This is a genomic window from Streptomyces sp. NBC_00490, from assembly GCF_036013645.1.
In the GTDB taxonomy this organism is placed as follows: domain Bacteria; phylum Actinomycetota; class Actinomycetes; order Streptomycetales; family Streptomycetaceae; genus Streptomyces; species Streptomyces canus_F.
Genome location: NZ_CP107869.1, coordinates 8,655,780 through 8,669,673, shown reverse-complemented (window position 1 = coordinate 8,669,673; position 13,894 = coordinate 8,655,780). Strand labels below are relative to the sequence as shown.

The 13,894-nt window shown below is 70.4% G+C and carries 13 protein-coding genes; all 13 read right to left on the bottom strand.

Going from position 1 to position 13,894, the window contains the following annotated elements; genetic code table 11:
- Nucleotides 1-4 precede the first annotated feature (4 nt).
- Entirely contained in the window at nt 5-127 is a 123-nt protein-coding gene (locus OG381_RS39450) for a DUF6126 family protein (protein ID WP_307023556.1), read from the bottom strand.
- Nucleotides 124-744, bottom strand: coding sequence for a helix-turn-helix domain-containing protein (locus tag OG381_RS39445; protein ID WP_443061972.1), 621 nt, complete (start codon nt 742-744; stop codon nt 124-126). Before OG381_RS39445 ends, OG381_RS39450 begins: the two co-directional genes overlap by 4 nt.
- Nucleotides 745-801: 57 nt before the next feature.
- Nucleotides 802-2,187 (bottom strand): aspartate aminotransferase family protein, encoded by a 1,386-nt coding sequence (locus OG381_RS39440; RefSeq protein ID WP_327720755.1) that lies wholly within the window; start codon nt 2,185-2,187, stop codon nt 802-804.
- The gene (gene dxs, locus OG381_RS39435; protein ID WP_327720754.1) at nt 2,184-4,142 is read right to left on the bottom strand and encodes a 1-deoxy-D-xylulose-5-phosphate synthase; all 1,959 of its coding nucleotides are present in this window, start codon (nt 4,140-4,142) and stop codon (nt 2,184-2,186) included. The genes OG381_RS39440 and dxs overlap by 4 nt, the downstream gene beginning before the upstream one ends.
- A gap of 26 nt (nt 4,143-4,168) precedes the next feature.
- The gene (gene ispG / locus OG381_RS39430) at nt 4,169-5,326 is read right to left on the bottom strand and encodes a flavodoxin-dependent (E)-4-hydroxy-3-methylbut-2-enyl-diphosphate synthase (protein ID WP_327720753.1); all 1,158 of its coding nucleotides are present in this window, start codon (nt 5,324-5,326) and stop codon (nt 4,169-4,171) included.
- Nucleotides 5,327-5,330: 4 nt separating this feature from the next.
- Entirely contained in the window at nt 5,331-6,353 is a 1,023-nt protein-coding gene (gene hpnH / locus OG381_RS39425; RefSeq protein WP_307023560.1) for an adenosyl-hopene transferase HpnH, read from the bottom strand.
- A gap of 5 nt (nt 6,354-6,358) precedes the next feature.
- On the bottom strand, nt 6,359-7,000 hold the full coding sequence (locus tag OG381_RS39420; protein ID WP_327720752.1) for a phosphorylase family protein: 642 nt from the start codon (nt 6,998-7,000) through the stop codon (nt 6,359-6,361).
- Between the two features lies 1 nt (nt 7,001).
- Entirely contained in the window at nt 7,002-8,993 is a 1,992-nt protein-coding gene (shc, locus tag OG381_RS39415; RefSeq protein WP_327720751.1) for a squalene--hopene cyclase, read from the bottom strand.
- A gap of 117 nt (nt 8,994-9,110) precedes the next feature.
- Nucleotides 9,111-10,238 carry a polyprenyl synthetase family protein gene (locus OG381_RS39410; RefSeq protein WP_327720750.1) on the bottom strand — a complete coding sequence of 376 codons (1,128 nt, stop codon included), beginning with the start codon at nt 10,236-10,238 and terminating at the stop codon, nt 9,111-9,113.
- The gene (gene hpnE / locus OG381_RS39405) at nt 10,238-11,632 is read right to left on the bottom strand and encodes a hydroxysqualene dehydroxylase HpnE (protein ID WP_327720749.1); all 1,395 of its coding nucleotides are present in this window, start codon (nt 11,630-11,632) and stop codon (nt 10,238-10,240) included. The genes OG381_RS39410 and hpnE overlap by 1 nt, the downstream gene beginning before the upstream one ends.
- Entirely contained in the window at nt 11,629-11,769 is a 141-nt protein-coding gene (locus OG381_RS49720) for a DUF6380 family protein (RefSeq protein WP_362400601.1), read from the bottom strand. The genes hpnE and OG381_RS49720 overlap by 4 nt, the downstream gene beginning before the upstream one ends.
- Entirely contained in the window at nt 11,769-12,719 is a 951-nt protein-coding gene (gene hpnD / locus OG381_RS39400; RefSeq protein WP_327720748.1) for a presqualene diphosphate synthase HpnD, read from the bottom strand. The genes OG381_RS49720 and hpnD overlap by 1 nt, the downstream gene beginning before the upstream one ends.
- Complete coding sequence (hpnC, locus tag OG381_RS39395; protein WP_443061971.1) at nt 12,716-13,648, bottom strand: squalene synthase HpnC; 933 nt, start codon at nt 13,646-13,648, stop codon at nt 12,716-12,718. Before hpnC ends, hpnD begins: the two co-directional genes overlap by 4 nt.
- Between the last annotated feature and the right edge of the window lie 246 nt (nt 13,649-13,894).

Genomic DNA, 13,894 nt, shown 5'->3' with positions numbered 1-13,894 from the left:
GGGTCTACTGCTGGGCTCCGAGCTCGAACAGCAGGTAGATGAAGGCCGCGAAGAGGTGCCCCACCGCGATGTAGATGATCAGCCGCACCCAGATACCGCGCGGGAACCGCTCCTCCATGTCCTTCATGACGTCTCTCCAGGGGTGGGGCCCAGGCACAGCGTGGCTGTCGGGCTCTGCAGCAGGGTGTGGACGAAGAGCAGCTCGACCCCGTCGGGGTCCTGGGCCGCGATGCGGTGCGGGGTCAGCGAGTCGAAGTGCGCGCTGTCGCCCGGGGCGAGCACGTGGGTGGTGTCCCCGAGGCGCAGCCGCAGCCGTCCTGTGAGGACGTACAGCCACTCCTCGCCGGGGTGGACCCGCACGATGTCGCCCTGCGAGCCGTGCGGGACGTGCACGCGCAGCGCCTGCATGCCGCGTCCGGGCGCACCGGCCGGCCAGTAGGTCCAGCCGCCCGCGGCGGTCGGTTCCATGTCGGCGGCGCGCACGACGGCGTCCCGTTCGGCGACCGTCTCACCGAGCAGCTCCGAGACGGTCGTACCGTAGATACGGGCGAGCGCGAGCAGCATCGGCAGCGAGGGCTGGCGCTGCCCGGTCTCCAGCCGGGAGAGATGGGCGGGCGACAGCCCGGCGGCACGGGCCGCGGCCTCCAGGGTGAGGGAGGCGCGTCGTCGCAGCGCGCGGAGCTGCGGCGCGACGACGGTGAGGGCGTCGGCCGGCTCGGGTTCCGGAGAGCTCATGCTCTCCATTCAGCCGCAGGTTTGCCTCCAGGGCAATTTTCTTGCCTCAGAGGCAAACCATGCCGACTACCGGTTGGCCACCGCCTGCTTGACCAGGGTCTTCCCGAAGTCCCACATCAGCCCGCCCCCGCCGTGCGCGTCGTCCATGATGTCCGTGAAGGCGTCGACGAACCGGTCCACCTCCCGCTCCCCGACGGTCAGTGGCGGGATCAGCTTGATGACCTCCAGGTGGTCGCCGGAGACCTGGGTGAGGATCCGGTGGCGCTCGAGCAGCGGTACGACGACCATCTGCGCGAACAGCCCCTTGCGGGCGGCCTGGAGCATCGTCCAACGGCTGCGCAGACCGAGGGACTTGGGCCGGCCGAACTCGATGCCGACCATCAGACCCCGGCCGCGGACGTCGGCGAGCAGCTCGTACTTGTCGACCAGTGCCGCGAGCCGGTTCTTGAGCAGCTCGCCGGTGGCGCGGGCGTTCGCGGTGATCTGCTCGTTCTCCATGACGGACAGCACGGCGAGCCCGGCCGCCATGGCCTGCGCGTTGGACCCGAAGCTCGCCGAGTGGACCAGGACGCGGTCGATCGACGAGAAGACCTTCTTGAAGATCCAGTCCTTGCCGAGCGTGGCGCCGACCGGCACATAGCCGCCGGAGAGCGCCTTGGCCACGCACACGAGGTCCGGCTCGACGCCGTCCTCGTGCTGGTAGGCGTAGAAGTCGCCGGTCCGCCCGAGTCCCGTCTGCACCTCGTCCGCGATGAGCAGCGCCTTGTGCCGGTGCAGCAGCTCCTGGGCGGCGCGCAGATAGCCGGGCGGTGGCTCGAGGACGCCCTTGCCCTGGATGGGCTCGACGATCAGGGCGGCGACATCGCCCTTCTTCAACTCCCTTGCCAGGGCGTCGAGATCGCCGAGGGGTACGGCCGTGTCGGGCAGCAGCGGGGCGAAGCCGTCCCGGAAGCCGTCCTCGCCGTTGACCGACAGCGAGCCCGTGGTGAGCCCGTGGAAGGCGTGGTCGCAGTACAGGATCCGCGGCTTACCGGTGGCTCGCCGGGCGAACTTCAGCGCGGTCTCCACCGCCTCCGTCCCGCTGTTCCCGAAGAACACCCGGTCCAGGTGCGGGCTGTGCGCGAGGAGCTTCTCGGCCAGCAGCCCGGGCAGCGGCTGGCAGTCGAAACGGGTGAGGTCGGCGAGCCCGGCGTCGAGGACGTCGTGCAGCGCCTTGCGGACGACGGGGTGATGACGGCCCAGGCCCATCACCCCGAACCCGGCGAGCATGTCCAGGTAGTCGTTGCCGTCCGCGTCCCAGAAGTACGCGCCCTCGGCCCGCTCGTAGACCTTGTCGAAGCCGATGGTGTGCAGCATGCGCGGGAGCTGGTGGTTCAGGTACTTCGTGTGCAGCTCGTAGCGCTCGGCTCCGCGCTCGGCGAGGAGTCTGCCGAGGTCGAACTCCGTGGTCATTCAGCCTTCTCCCTGACAGGGCCGCCGGTCTGCGCGCCGACGGCCGACGTTCCCCCGGCGTCCTTGGCGGCCGGCGTCTCCTCGGCCTCCTTGACCGCCAGGCTCGCGCTGATCCGTCCGGCGACCTCCACCGGCGTGAGCCCGATGTCGGCGAGCACCTCGCCGCGTTTGGCGTGCGCGAGGAACTGCTCCGGAATCCCGAACCGCCGCACCGGTACGTCGACTTCGGCGTCGCCCAGCGCGAGGGCGACCGCGGAACCGACCCCGGCGGCACGGCTGTTGTCCTCGACGACGGCGACCAGCCGGTGCTCGGCGGCGAGCCCGGGCAGTGCCGGGTCGACGGGCTTGATCCAGCGGGGGTCCACGACCGTGCAGGCGATACCGCGGGCCTCGAGCAGGTCGGCGGCCTGGAGGCAGACGGGCGCCATCACACCGACGGCCACCAGCAGCACCTCGGGCCGTTCCCCGCGGTGCAGCACGTCCATGCCGCCCACGCGGTCCACCGCGGGGATCCGCGGGCCCACCGACTCCTTGGGGAAGCGGACGAGCGTCGGCGCGTCGTCCACCGCCACGGCCTCCCTGAGCTGCGAGCGGAGCTGGTCCGCGTCCCGGGGGGCGGCGATCCGCAGGCCGGGGACGACCTGGAGGATCGACAGGTCCCACATGCCGTTGTGCGAGGCGCCGTCCACACCGGTGACACCGGCCCGGTCCAGCACGAACGTCACCCCGCAGCGGTGCAGCGCGACGTCCATCAGGAGCTGGTCGAAGGCACGGTTGAGGAAGGTCGCGTACACGGCGACCACGGGATGCAGACCGCCGGTCGCGAGCCCGGCCGCGGAGACCGCCGCGTGCTGCTCGGCGATGCCGACGTCCCACACCCGGTCCGGGAACCGCGCCGCGAACTTCCCGAGCCCCACCGGGTGCAGCATGGCCGCCGTGATGGCCACGACGTCCTCGCGCTCCTCCCCGATCGCGAGGATCTCGTCCCCGAACACCGAGGTCCAGGAAGGCCCGTTGGAGGGCGCGAGCGGCTCGCAGGTGAGCGGGTCCATCACACCGACGGTGTGGAAGTGGTCCTCCTCGTGGGCGAGGGCGGGCTCGTAACCGCGCCCCTTCTCGGTCAGGCAGTGGACGAGGACCGGCCCGTGGAAGCGTTTCGCTCGTCGCAGCGCCGACTCCACGGCCCCGATGTCATGGCCGTCGATCGGGCCGACGTACTTCAGCCCGAGGTCCTCGAACATGCCCTGCGGAGCGAAGGCGTCCTTGAAGCCCTTCTTCGCACCGTGCAGCGACTCGTAGAGCGTGCTGCCCACCACCGGGGTCCGCAGCAGTACGTCCTTCCCCCAGGCCAGGACCTTCTCGTAGCCGTCGGTGGTCCGCAGCGTCGCAAGGTGGTTCGCGAGACCGCCGATGGTCGGCGAGTACGACCGCTCGTTGTCGTTGACGACGATGATCAGCGGCCGGTCCTTGGCGGCCGCGATGTTGTTCAGCGCCTCCCAGGCCATACCGCCGGTGAGCGCGCCGTCGCCGATGACCGCGACCACATGCCCCTTGCCGCCCTGGACCTGGCGGGCCTTGGCCAGCCCGTCGGCCCAGCCGAGCGCGGTGGAGGCGTGGCTGTTCTCCACGATGTCGTGCTCGGACTCCTCACGCGAGGGGTAGCCGGACAGACCGCCCTTGCCGCGCAGCTTCGAGAAGTCCTGACGCCCCGTCAGGATCTTGTGCACATAGCTCTGATGACCGGTGTCCCACACCAGGCGGTCCACCGGCGACTCGAAGACCCGGTGGAGCGCGATGGAGAGTTCCACCACCCCCAGATTGGGCCCGAGGTGTCCTCCGGTCCTGGCCACGGAGTGGACCAGGAACTCCCTTATCTCTTCGGACAGTTCGCCGAGTTCCGCCTCGGACAGCGCCTTCAGGTCACGTGGTCCCCGGATGTTCTCCAGAATCGTCACGTCGGGCCCCCTTCGGTCCGTGCTGTTCAGCTCACGGTGACGGCCGGCTCCCCCGACGCGACGCCGTCCTGCTCCATCTGTTCGGCGATCTTCATCGCCTCCTCGATGAGGGTCTCCACGATCTTCGACTCGGGGACGGTCTTGATGACCTCGCCCTTGACGAAGATCTGGCCCTTGCCGTTGCCGGAGGCGACCCCGAGGTCCGCCTCCCGCGCCTCGCCGGGACCGTTGACCACACATCCCATCACCGCGACCCGCAGGGGCACTTCCATGCCCTCCAGGCCCGCGGTGACCTCGTCGGCCAGCTTGTAGACGTCGACCTGGGCGCGCCCGCAGGACGGACACGACACGATCTCCAGGCGCCGCTGCCGAAGGCCCAGCGACTCCAGGATCTGGATGCCGACCTTGACCTCCTCGGCGGGCGGCGCGGACAACGAGACCCTGATCGTGTCGCCGATGCCCCTGCTGAGGAGCGCCCCGAAGGCCACCGCCGACTTGATCGTGCCCTGAAAGGCGGGACCGGCTTCCGTGACCCCCAGGTGCAACGGGTAGTCGCACTGCTCGGCGAGCAGCCGGTAGGCGTTGACCATGACCACGGGGTCGTTGTGCTTGACCGAGATCTTGATGTCCCTGAAGCCGTGCTCCTCGAACAACGACGCTTCCCACAGCGCCGATTCGACGAGCGCCTCCGGTGTCGCCTTCCCGTACTTCTGCAGGAGCCTGCGGTCCAGCGACCCGGCGTTGACGCCGATCCGGATCGGTGTGCCGTGGTCCGCGGCGGCCCGGGCGATCTCCCGGACCTTGTCGTCGAACTGCTTGATGTTGCCGGGATTGACGCGGACGGCCGCACAGCCGGCCTCGATCGCCGAGAACACGTACTTGGGCTGGAAGTGGATGTCCGCGATCACCGGGATCTGCGACTTGCGGGCGATGGTCGCGAGGGCGTCCGCGTCGTCCTGCGTGGGGCAGGCGACGCGGACGATCTGGCAGCCGGACGCGGTGAGTTCCGCGATCTGCTGAAGGGTGGCGCCGATGTCGGACGTACGGGTCGTCGTCATCGACTGCACCGACACCGGCGCCCCGCCCCCGACCGCCACCGGCCCGACCTGGATCCGCCGCGACACGCGCCGCTCGGCGATCGGCCGGACCGGTACCTCGGGGAGGCCCAAGGAGACGGCGGTCATGTCCTCACTCCCGGTTTCCGGAGACCGTCTCGCGCATCGCGCGCAGCGACTCCTTCAGCGAGCCCATGGTGGCGAGGACGGCGGTGGGCTCGTAGCCGCAGTGCGCCATGCAGTTGGCGCAGCGCGGGTCCTTGCCGCGGCCGTACTTGTCCCAGTCGGTCTCCTCGATGAGTTCGCGGTACGTCGGCACGTACCCGTCGCTCATCAGGTAGCAGGGGCGCTGCCAGCCGAACAGCGAGTAGTTCGGGATCGCCCACGCCGTGCACGGGAAGTCGACCTTGCCCTCCAGGAAGTCGAGGAACAGGGGCGAGTGGTTGAGCCGCCACTTCTTGCGGTTGCCGCCCGCGAAGGCCTTCTTGAAGAGTTCGCGGGTCTGCTCCACGCCCAGGAAGTGCTCCTGGTCGGGCGCCTTCTCGTAGGCGTAGGCGGGCGAGATCATCATCTCGTCGACGTGCAGGTCGTCGTTGAGGTAGTTGAGCACCTCGATGACGGTCTGCGGGGTGTCCGTGTTGAAGAAGGTCGAGTTGGTCGTGACCCGGAAGCCGCGCTTCTTGGCCTCCTTGATCGCCTCGACGGCTTCGTCGAACACGCCCTCCTTCGCCACCGACTCGTCGTGCCGCTCACGCAGCCCGTCGATGTGCACGGCGAAGGCGAAATAGGGCGAGGGCGTGAACTTGTCCATCTTCTTGCGCAGCAGCATGGCGTTGGTGCAGAGGAAGACGTACTTCTTCTTCGCCACCAACTGCCGCACGATCTCATCGATCTGAGGGTGCATCAGCGGCTCGCCGCCGGCGATGGACACCATCGGCGCACCGGACTCCAGCACCGCCCCGACGGCCTGCGCCACCGGCATGCGCTGCTTGAGCACACCCGCCGGGTGCTGGATCTTGCCGCAGCCCTCGCACGCGAGGTTGCACGCGAAGAGGGGTTCCAGCTCCACGATCAGCGGGAACTTGTCCCGCTTGCGGAGCTTTTGTTCGGCCAAGTATGTAGCGACCTTGATGGACTGACGCAGCGGCATGGCCATCTGGCTCACCTCCTGGGGAGCAGCAAGGAACGGTGCCATTCATAGAAAGCGGGAAGGACGGAGCGAAGGACGCGGAAAGCTGATATTCCACCGCGCACCGTGCCGATCCGGACGAGTTCATGTTCTGGAGCGTCCACGACCACCCGGACGGCCGCAACAGGGCGTACCCCCGACCGCACGGCGCTGTGGAGCGTCGCCGCGGACTCCATGTCGACCGCGATCGCGCCGGTCGCGAGCAGATCGGACCGTTCGTGACCGCGTACGACGTGATCGGAGCCGGTGAGCGGTCCGGTGTGGACGGTGCGTCCGGGGGCCGCCCGCAGGAGCTCCTTGACGAGTAGGTCGGTCCCGACGCAGGGAACGGTTCCGTCCGGATCCCGGGTCTCCTCGGCGACGACGAGATCGCCTGGGTGCATGCCGGGGGCGAGCCCCGCACAGAAGCCGGTGGCCAGTACCGCGGCGTCGGCGAGCGCGGGATCGGTGAGGGCGCGGGTGACGGCCCGCTCGGCGGCCTTGGGGCCCATGCCGGTGCGGAGCACGGTGACCGGCCCGTCGGCGCCGGAGCGGTCGCCGCTGCGCAGGGCCAGGTGCTCGATGCCGAGCGCGCAGGCGATCAGCAGCGGGGCGGAGGCCGGCCGGGTGGTCATCTCACGCCTCCCCCGCCTTGCCGAACGGCTCCCCGTGGACGTACCGGCCGAGTGCCGTGAGCGGGAAGACCTGCCGGTAGAGGTGGTAGTTGATGGAGAAGTCCCACGGGAAGCCGGTGCCGGTGAAGTAGGGCTCGTCCCAGGAGCCGTCCTCCCGCTGGGTGGCCGCGAGCCACGCGATGCCCCGCTCGACCGCCTTGGAGTCCTTCTCGCCGGCGGCCAGCAGGGCCATCAGCGCCCAGGCCGTCTGCGAGGCGGTCGAGGCGCCACGGCCGCTCCACACCGCGGCCTCCTTGTAGGAGCGCAGATCCTCGCCCCAGCCGCCGTCGTCGTTCTGGACGGACTCCAGCCAGCTCACGGCCCGCCGGATCGCCGGGTGCGCGGCGGGGATGCCGGCGGCGGTGAGCGCGGGCACCACCGACCCGGTGCCGTAGACGTAGTTGACGCCCCAGCGCCCGAACCACGAGCCGTCCTGTTCTTGTTCGGCGAGCAGCCACTCGATGCCGCGTCGGGTGCGCGGGTCGTGCGCGAGTCCCTCGACGGCCAGCATCTCCACCACATGGGCGGTGACGTCGGCGGACGGCGGGTCGATGACCTCACCGAAGTCGCAGAACGGCAGCCGGTTGGGGAACGGGCTGGTGTTGTCGACGTCGAAGGCGCCCCAGGCACCGTTCTTCGACTGCATGCCGAGGTTCCAGCGCACCCCGCGCCCGATCGCGTTCTCCACCCGGTCCGGGTCGTGGTGCCTGACCCGGCGCAGGGCGAGGACGACCTCCGCGGTGTCGTCGATGTCGGGGTAGTTGTCGTTGTGGAACTCGAACGCCCAGCCGCCCGGGGGCAGTTGGGGCCGTTTGACGGCCCAGTCCCCGGGCCGGACGATCTCCTCGCCGAGCATCCAGTCCGCGGCCTTGACGAGCTGCGGATGGTCGGCGGGCACACCGGCGTCGGCGAGCGCGATGGTGGCCAGGCAGGTGTCCCACACCGGCGACTGGCAGGCCTCGATCATCCGGGACCCGTCCTCGCGCCAGATGGCGAAACGGTCCAGCGACTCCAGCCCCGCCCGCATGACCGGGTGTTCGAGGTCGTAGCCGACCAGGTGGAGGGCGATGACCGAGTACACGGCCGGCGGCTGGATACCGCCCCAGCAGCCGTCGTTCTCCTGCCGCTCGATGATCCAGCGGGCGGCGGTGTTGACGGCCGCCTTGCGCAGCCGGCGCGGCACGACCTTGCGCACCTGGTGCAGCGCCTTGTCCAGACGCTGGAAGGCGCCGTCCCAACTCGCGGCCGGGGCAAGGGGCTTGGCCGGGTTGGGGTCGGCCGGATCGGTGTGCAGTTCGTCGAGCGGGAAGGGGGCGGGCCGTACCGGCCGCTTCGCCGAGACGATCGTCAGCGGGACGATGGTCTGCCGGGCCCAGCAGCCGAAGTCGTAGATGTTGAGCGGCACCCACTTCGGGAAGTAGATGAGCTCGGGCGGCAGCTCGGGCAGGTCCTCCCACTTCCACCAGCCGAACAGGGCGAGCCAGATCCGGGTGAAGACACGGGCGGAGGCGATACCGCCCCGGGCGCGGATCCACTCCGACGCCCTCGCCATGTGCGGCTCGTCGGGTGCGTCACCGGCCAGCCGGAGGGCGACGTACGCCTCGATGGTGGTGGAGAGTTCGCCGGGTCCGCCGTAGAAGGAGGCCCAGGTGCCGTCCTCGCGCTGCTCGCCGCGGATGAACTGGCCGGCGGCGCGGGTGGTGGACTCGTCGCGGATGCCCAGGAACTGACGGAGCAGCAGATCCTCGGCGTCCATGGTGACGTTGGTCTCCAGGTCGCCCTTCCACCAGCCCTGCGAGTCCTGCCGTGCGAGCAGGTACTCCGTGGCGCGTTGCACGGCGCGTACGGCGGCTTCTTGTACCCCGGCCGCCGCGGGGGTCTCGATGTCGGTTTCGCTGGCCGCGGCAGTCCGGGGCGGCAGAGCCCCGGTGCTTCCGTCGGTCGTCGCTGTCATGGCTTCCCCTTCGTGCAGTGTGCATGTGGTGCTCTGCTGTGGGTCCGCCGTCGGCCGGTGCACGGTTTCCCGCGACACCGGCCGGCGACTACGCGAGGGCTATTCGACCGATAGTGATCATCTCTTTCGTACGACGACGAAGTCGGCGAGCGCGGTGAACCGGTCCCGCACCCGGTCGGGCATGTCGATGGCGTCGAGCGCCTCGACGGCGATGGTGTGCTGACGCCGGGCCTCGCCGGCCGTCCAGTCCCGGCCGCCCGCCTCCTCGATGAGGGCGGCGCGGGCCGCGAACTCCTCCTCGGAGAAGTTCTCGAAGTCGCTGCTCTTGGCGTCCGCGGCGAGGATCTCGCCGAGCCGGTCGGAGGCGGAGCCGCCCGCCGCGAGCGCGGCCACGACCGGCAGGGACTTCTTGCGCTGACGCAGGTCGCTCCAGGTCTGCTTGCCGGTGGAGACCGGGTCGCCCCAGATGCCGAGCAGGTCGTCGACGGCCTGGAAGGCGAGGCCGAGGTGGTAGCCGTACCTCTCCAGGGTGTCGGCGGTGCGGTCGTCCGCGCCGCCGAGCACCGCGCCGATGGAGCTGGCGCAGGCCAGCAGGGCGCCGGTCTTGTTGCCCTCCATCTCCAGGCACTCCTCGACGCTGACGCGGTCGCGGTGCTCGTAGGAGATGTCCTGGGCCTGGCCGTCGATCAGGGCGCGGGTGGCGGAGGTGAGGCGCCGGGTGGCGCGGCCCGCGGCGACGGTGCCGAGTTCGAGGAGCACCTCGTTGGCCAGCGCGAACAGGGCGTCGCCGACGAGGATGGCCTGGGCCGGGCCGTGCACCTTCCAGACGGTGTCGCGGTGACGGCGCTGCTCGTCGCCGTCCATCAGGTCGTCGTGCAGCAGCGAGAAGTTGTGGACCAGCTCCACGGCGACGGCGCCGGGGATCCCGACCTCGGGCGCGGCACCGGTGACCTCGGCGGACAGCACCGCGAGTGCGGGGCGCACGGCCTTGCCGCCGTCACCGGCGGTCGGGTTGCCCTCGGCGTCGATCCAGCCGAAGTGGTAGGCGGAAACGGTGTCCATGGGAGCGGCCAGGCGGTCGATCGCCGCCCTCAGCACCGGAGTGGCCAGGGTTCGGCCACGCTCCAGAAGCGCGGTCACGTCCACCGCCTCGGCAGCCGTCGAGGCCGGGGGCACAGTGGGCACAGTCTCTCCTCTTGTTGCGGTACCGGGGGTGCGGGGGCCTGCCGCGTGCTGATCGAGCATCAGGCCGCCTCCTCCATGTCGAAGAGGCGGCTGGGGCGGGGCCGGCCCAGGGCGCTCAGCGCGGCGTCCGCCGCACTCACACCACTGCGGACCGCACTCTCCATGGTCGCGGGCCACCCTGTGGCGGTCCACGCACCGGCCAGGTACAGGCCGGGGGCTTTGGTACGGGCGCCGGGCCGCAGCCGTCCGACGCCGGGGGCGGGATCGAACGTCGCCGTGCGCTCCCTGGTCACGAAGAAGTCCCGCACCTCGGCACCGCGCGCACCGGGCAGCAGCCGCTCCAGCTCCGGCAGATAGCGCTCGCGCAGGACGGCGACCGGCTCGTCGATCTCGTCCTGCGCGGCGGACTGGGACAGGGCCAGGTACTGCCCGTCCCTGAGCCCGGAGGCGTCGGTGCGGTCGAACACCCACTGCACCGGGGTGCCGAGGGCGGTGAAGAAGGGACGGTTCAGCACCTTGCGGTCGTACACGACGTGCACGTTGAGGATCGGCGCGGTGCCGATCGCGAGCAGCTGTTCGGGGGCGTCGAGGGCGCCGTCCGGCAGCAGGTCGTACGTCTCGCGCTGGGGTACGGCGAGGACGACCGCGTCCGCGCGCAGCGTCTCGCCGGGAACCTGAACGCTCCACGTCCCGTTCTCGTCAGGAGAGAGGGAGGTGACGCGTGTACGGACCTCGGTACGCACGCCCGCGGAGTCGAGCGCCTTGCGGGCCAGCCGGTCATGCAGTTCACCCAGCGGGACGCGCGCCCATCCGATGTCGGCCGCGCCCGGGTCGGACAGCAGACCGGTCTTGAACACCATCGCGGCGAGCCCCAGCGAGGCGTCGCCCGCGACCGCGTTGAGGGTGGCGACCCCGACCAGGTCCCATAGGGCCTCCACGGCACGCGCCGACTGACCGTGCGCGGTCAGCCAGCTGCCGAAGCTCTGCGCGTCCAGGTCCGGATCGGCGAGGTCGAGCCCCTTGAGCGCGAGCGCGGCCCGGCCCACCTTGGCCCGTTCGGCGAGCGAGAGATGCGGATACGTGGCGAGGCTGCGCCCCAGATGCAGGGGCACCGGCAGCGCGTCGCGCCGCAGCCTGCCGAGCCGCCGTCCCTCGGGCTTGTCGACGTCGACCACGGGCACGTCGAGACGGTCCTGCAGCGGCGCCAGCGCGGTGCCCTCGATCCGGTCGAGGAACCAGCGGTAGGCGGTGCAGCAGCGCAGATAGACGTGCTGTCCGTTGTCGACGGTCAGCTCGCCGCGCTGGAAGGAGAAGGCGAGCCCGCCCAGCCGGGGCCGGCCTTCGAGCAGCGTGACGCGGACCCCCGCGTCGGCGAGGGCGAGCGCCGTGGTGATGCCGGCGAGTCCGCCGCCGATCACGACCGCGTCCCGCCCCGACTGATTGCCGTCGGTCATCGTGCGCCCTCCCCTGCCCGGCCGCTGTGGTATTTGAACGGTGCACAGCCGACCGTTGCAGTCAGGGACGCGCTCCCTGAGCGGAGGGTTGCGTGCCACTTTTCCCCAGCGGCATCACCTTGGACCGAATTGTCCATCAAGCGCGCCTCCTGACGGTCCGCCGCGTCACATGCCGGGCGTCGAGGCCGGAGAGGCCGCGCACCGCGACGTACGCCTTCTCGCGTCCGGGCAGCGAGACCCGGCCGCGCAGCACCGCCTGGGGATCGCGCTCGATACGGTCGAGGAGCCGTCGGTAGATGCCGGCCATGGCGGCGACACAGGCACCGCTGCGCCGGTCGAGCATGGGGAGCAGCCGGTAGCCCTCGGCGAAAAGGGCGCGGGCCCGGCGCACTTCGAAGTGCACGAGACCCGCGAAGTCGGAGCCCTCCGGTGGCGTCGGCCCGCTGAACCCGGCCGAGCAGCCGAACTTCGCGAGATCGTCGGCCGGCAGATAGGTGCGCCCGCCCTGGGCGTCCTCACGGACGTCCCGCAGGATGTTGGTGAGCTGGAGCGCGAGACCGAGCGTGTCGGCATACTCCGGCGCGCGCTCGACGCCGCGCGCCCCCTGTTCCGTACCGAAGACACCGAGCGAGAGCCGCCCGATGGCCCCGGCGACACAGCGGCAGTAGACCTTGAGGTCGTCCCAGGTCTCATAGGTCTCGCCGTGCACGTCCATCAGGACGCCGTCGATGAGCTCGTCCAGGCCCCCCAACGGGATCGGGAAGGTCTCGGCGGCATGGGCGAGGGCGACCGCGACCGGGTCGGTGTCGTCCTCGTCGACCGCGCCCTCGCGGACCCGGGCCAGCATCGCCCGGGTGTCCGCGAGTCTGACGGCCTTCACCTCGCGCTCCAGCGCGCCGTCGCCGATGTCGTCGACGCGGCGCGAGAACGCGTAGAGCGCGGACATCGCACGGCGCTTGGGCAACGGCAGGAGCCTGATGCCGTAGGCGAAGTTACGGGCCTGCTGTCCGGTGACGGCCTCGCAATAGCTGTAGGCGGCGAGTACCGGTGCGGACACGCGTGGTTCGGCCTCCACGGTCCGGATCACCCCTTTCCTCGCAGAGTCACGCCCACCTCGCGCAGCAACTGGAGCTTGCCGGGCTTGGGCGGGCCGGGAAGTACGTCGTATTCGGCGGCGGCAATCGCATGGATCGCCGCCCTTCCCCCCGCCACGAACCCCGCGAGCAGCAGCTTCAGCCTGCCGTGGACGCTACCCACCAGGGGGGCGCCTTCATTCAGGAGACCGCGGGCGCGTTGTGCTTCGTACGCGACCAGTGCGCGCACCGATGCGCCTGCGGTCTTCGTGGCGAGATCCGCCTCCTGGACATGGAACCGTTTCATGTCCTGGGCTGGCAGGTAGATGCGGTCGCGGCCGAGGTCCTCGGCGACGTCCTGGAGGTGTTCGACGATCTGCAGGGCCGTGCAGATGGCGTCCGACAGCCGGATCCGCTCGGGGGTCGAGGTGCCGGTGACGCCGAGGACGAGGCGGCCCACCGGGTTGGCCGACAGCTCGCAGTAGGCGAGCAGATCGTCGTAGGTCTCGTACCGCTTGACCAGCTGGTCCTGGCGGTTGGCGGCGATCAGCGCGAGGAAGGGCTCGGGGGTGAGCGAGCAGCGGCGGACCGTCGGCTGCAGGCGGCGCAGCAGGGGGTGGCGGGGTTCTCCGGAGAAGACCCGTTCGAGGTCGGCCTCGAAGGCGTCCAGCAGGCGCAGCCGGTCCTCGGCGTCCTCGGCCGGCACACCGAGCAGACGCGCGTCGGCGCCGCCGGGGGCGAGGTCGCCGTCGCCGATGTCGTCGACAAGGCGGGCGAACCCGTACACCGCCATGAGATCGGTGCGCCAGGCCCTGGGCAGGAAGAAGGGGGCCACGGGGAAGTTCTCACCCGCGGCCTTGTCCAGCGTGCCGCGCTCCGGATCGGGAGCGCCCGCCGTGTCGGTTCCCGTCACCGCGAACCGCCCGGAGCGGGGACGGCACATGCGTTGAGCTGGGGAGTTTCCGTAGCCATAGCCGTCACATCTCCCGTTCTACACCGCCGACCCAATACACACTATTTCGGACACGCCGCCCAGCCTTCCGCGCAGCCGCTCCAACTGAAGATGTCGGGCATTATCGCCCCACTTGCCGCGATTCGGGACCGGTACAGCTTACGTTGTACAACTCAACGTGGTGAGTCGGGGTGTCCTGGACATCACAACAACACACCGATTGGCTTCAAGATTCCT

Excerpts from the sequence above, each read along its gene's own strand:
- OG381_RS39450 (WP_307023556.1), bottom strand. The coding sequence starts at position 127 with ATGAAGGACATGGAGGAGCGGTTCCCGCGCGGTATCTGGGTGCGGCTG.
- OG381_RS39445 (WP_443061972.1), bottom strand. The coding sequence starts at position 744 with ATGGAGAGCATGAGCTCTCCGGAACCCGAGCCGGCCGACGCCCTCACC.
- OG381_RS39440 (WP_327720755.1), bottom strand. The coding sequence starts at position 2,187 with ATGACCACGGAGTTCGACCTCGGCAGACTCCTCGCCGAGCGCGGAGCC.
- ispG (WP_327720753.1), bottom strand. The coding sequence starts at position 5,326 with ATGACCGCCGTCTCCTTGGGCCTCCCCGAGGTACCGGTCCGGCCGATC.
- hpnH (WP_307023560.1), bottom strand. The coding sequence starts at position 6,353 with ATGGCCATGCCGCTGCGTCAGTCCATCAAGGTCGCTACATACTTGGCC.
- OG381_RS39420 (WP_327720752.1), bottom strand. The coding sequence starts at position 7,000 with ATGACCACCCGGCCGGCCTCCGCCCCGCTGCTGATCGCCTGCGCGCTC.
- shc (WP_327720751.1), bottom strand. The coding sequence starts at position 8,993 with ATGACAGCGACGACCGACGGAAGCACCGGGGCTCTGCCGCCCCGGACT.
- OG381_RS39410 (WP_327720750.1), bottom strand. The coding sequence starts at position 10,238 with ATGCTCGATCAGCACGCGGCAGGCCCCCGCACCCCCGGTACCGCAACA.
- hpnE (WP_327720749.1), bottom strand. The coding sequence starts at position 11,632 with ATGACCGACGGCAATCAGTCGGGGCGGGACGCGGTCGTGATCGGCGGC.
- OG381_RS49720 (WP_362400601.1), bottom strand. The coding sequence starts at position 11,769 with ATGGACAATTCGGTCCAAGGTGATGCCGCTGGGGAAAAGTGGCACGCA.
- hpnC (WP_443061971.1), bottom strand. The coding sequence starts at position 13,648 with ATGTGCCGTCCCCGCTCCGGGCGGTTCGCGGTGACGGGAACCGACACG.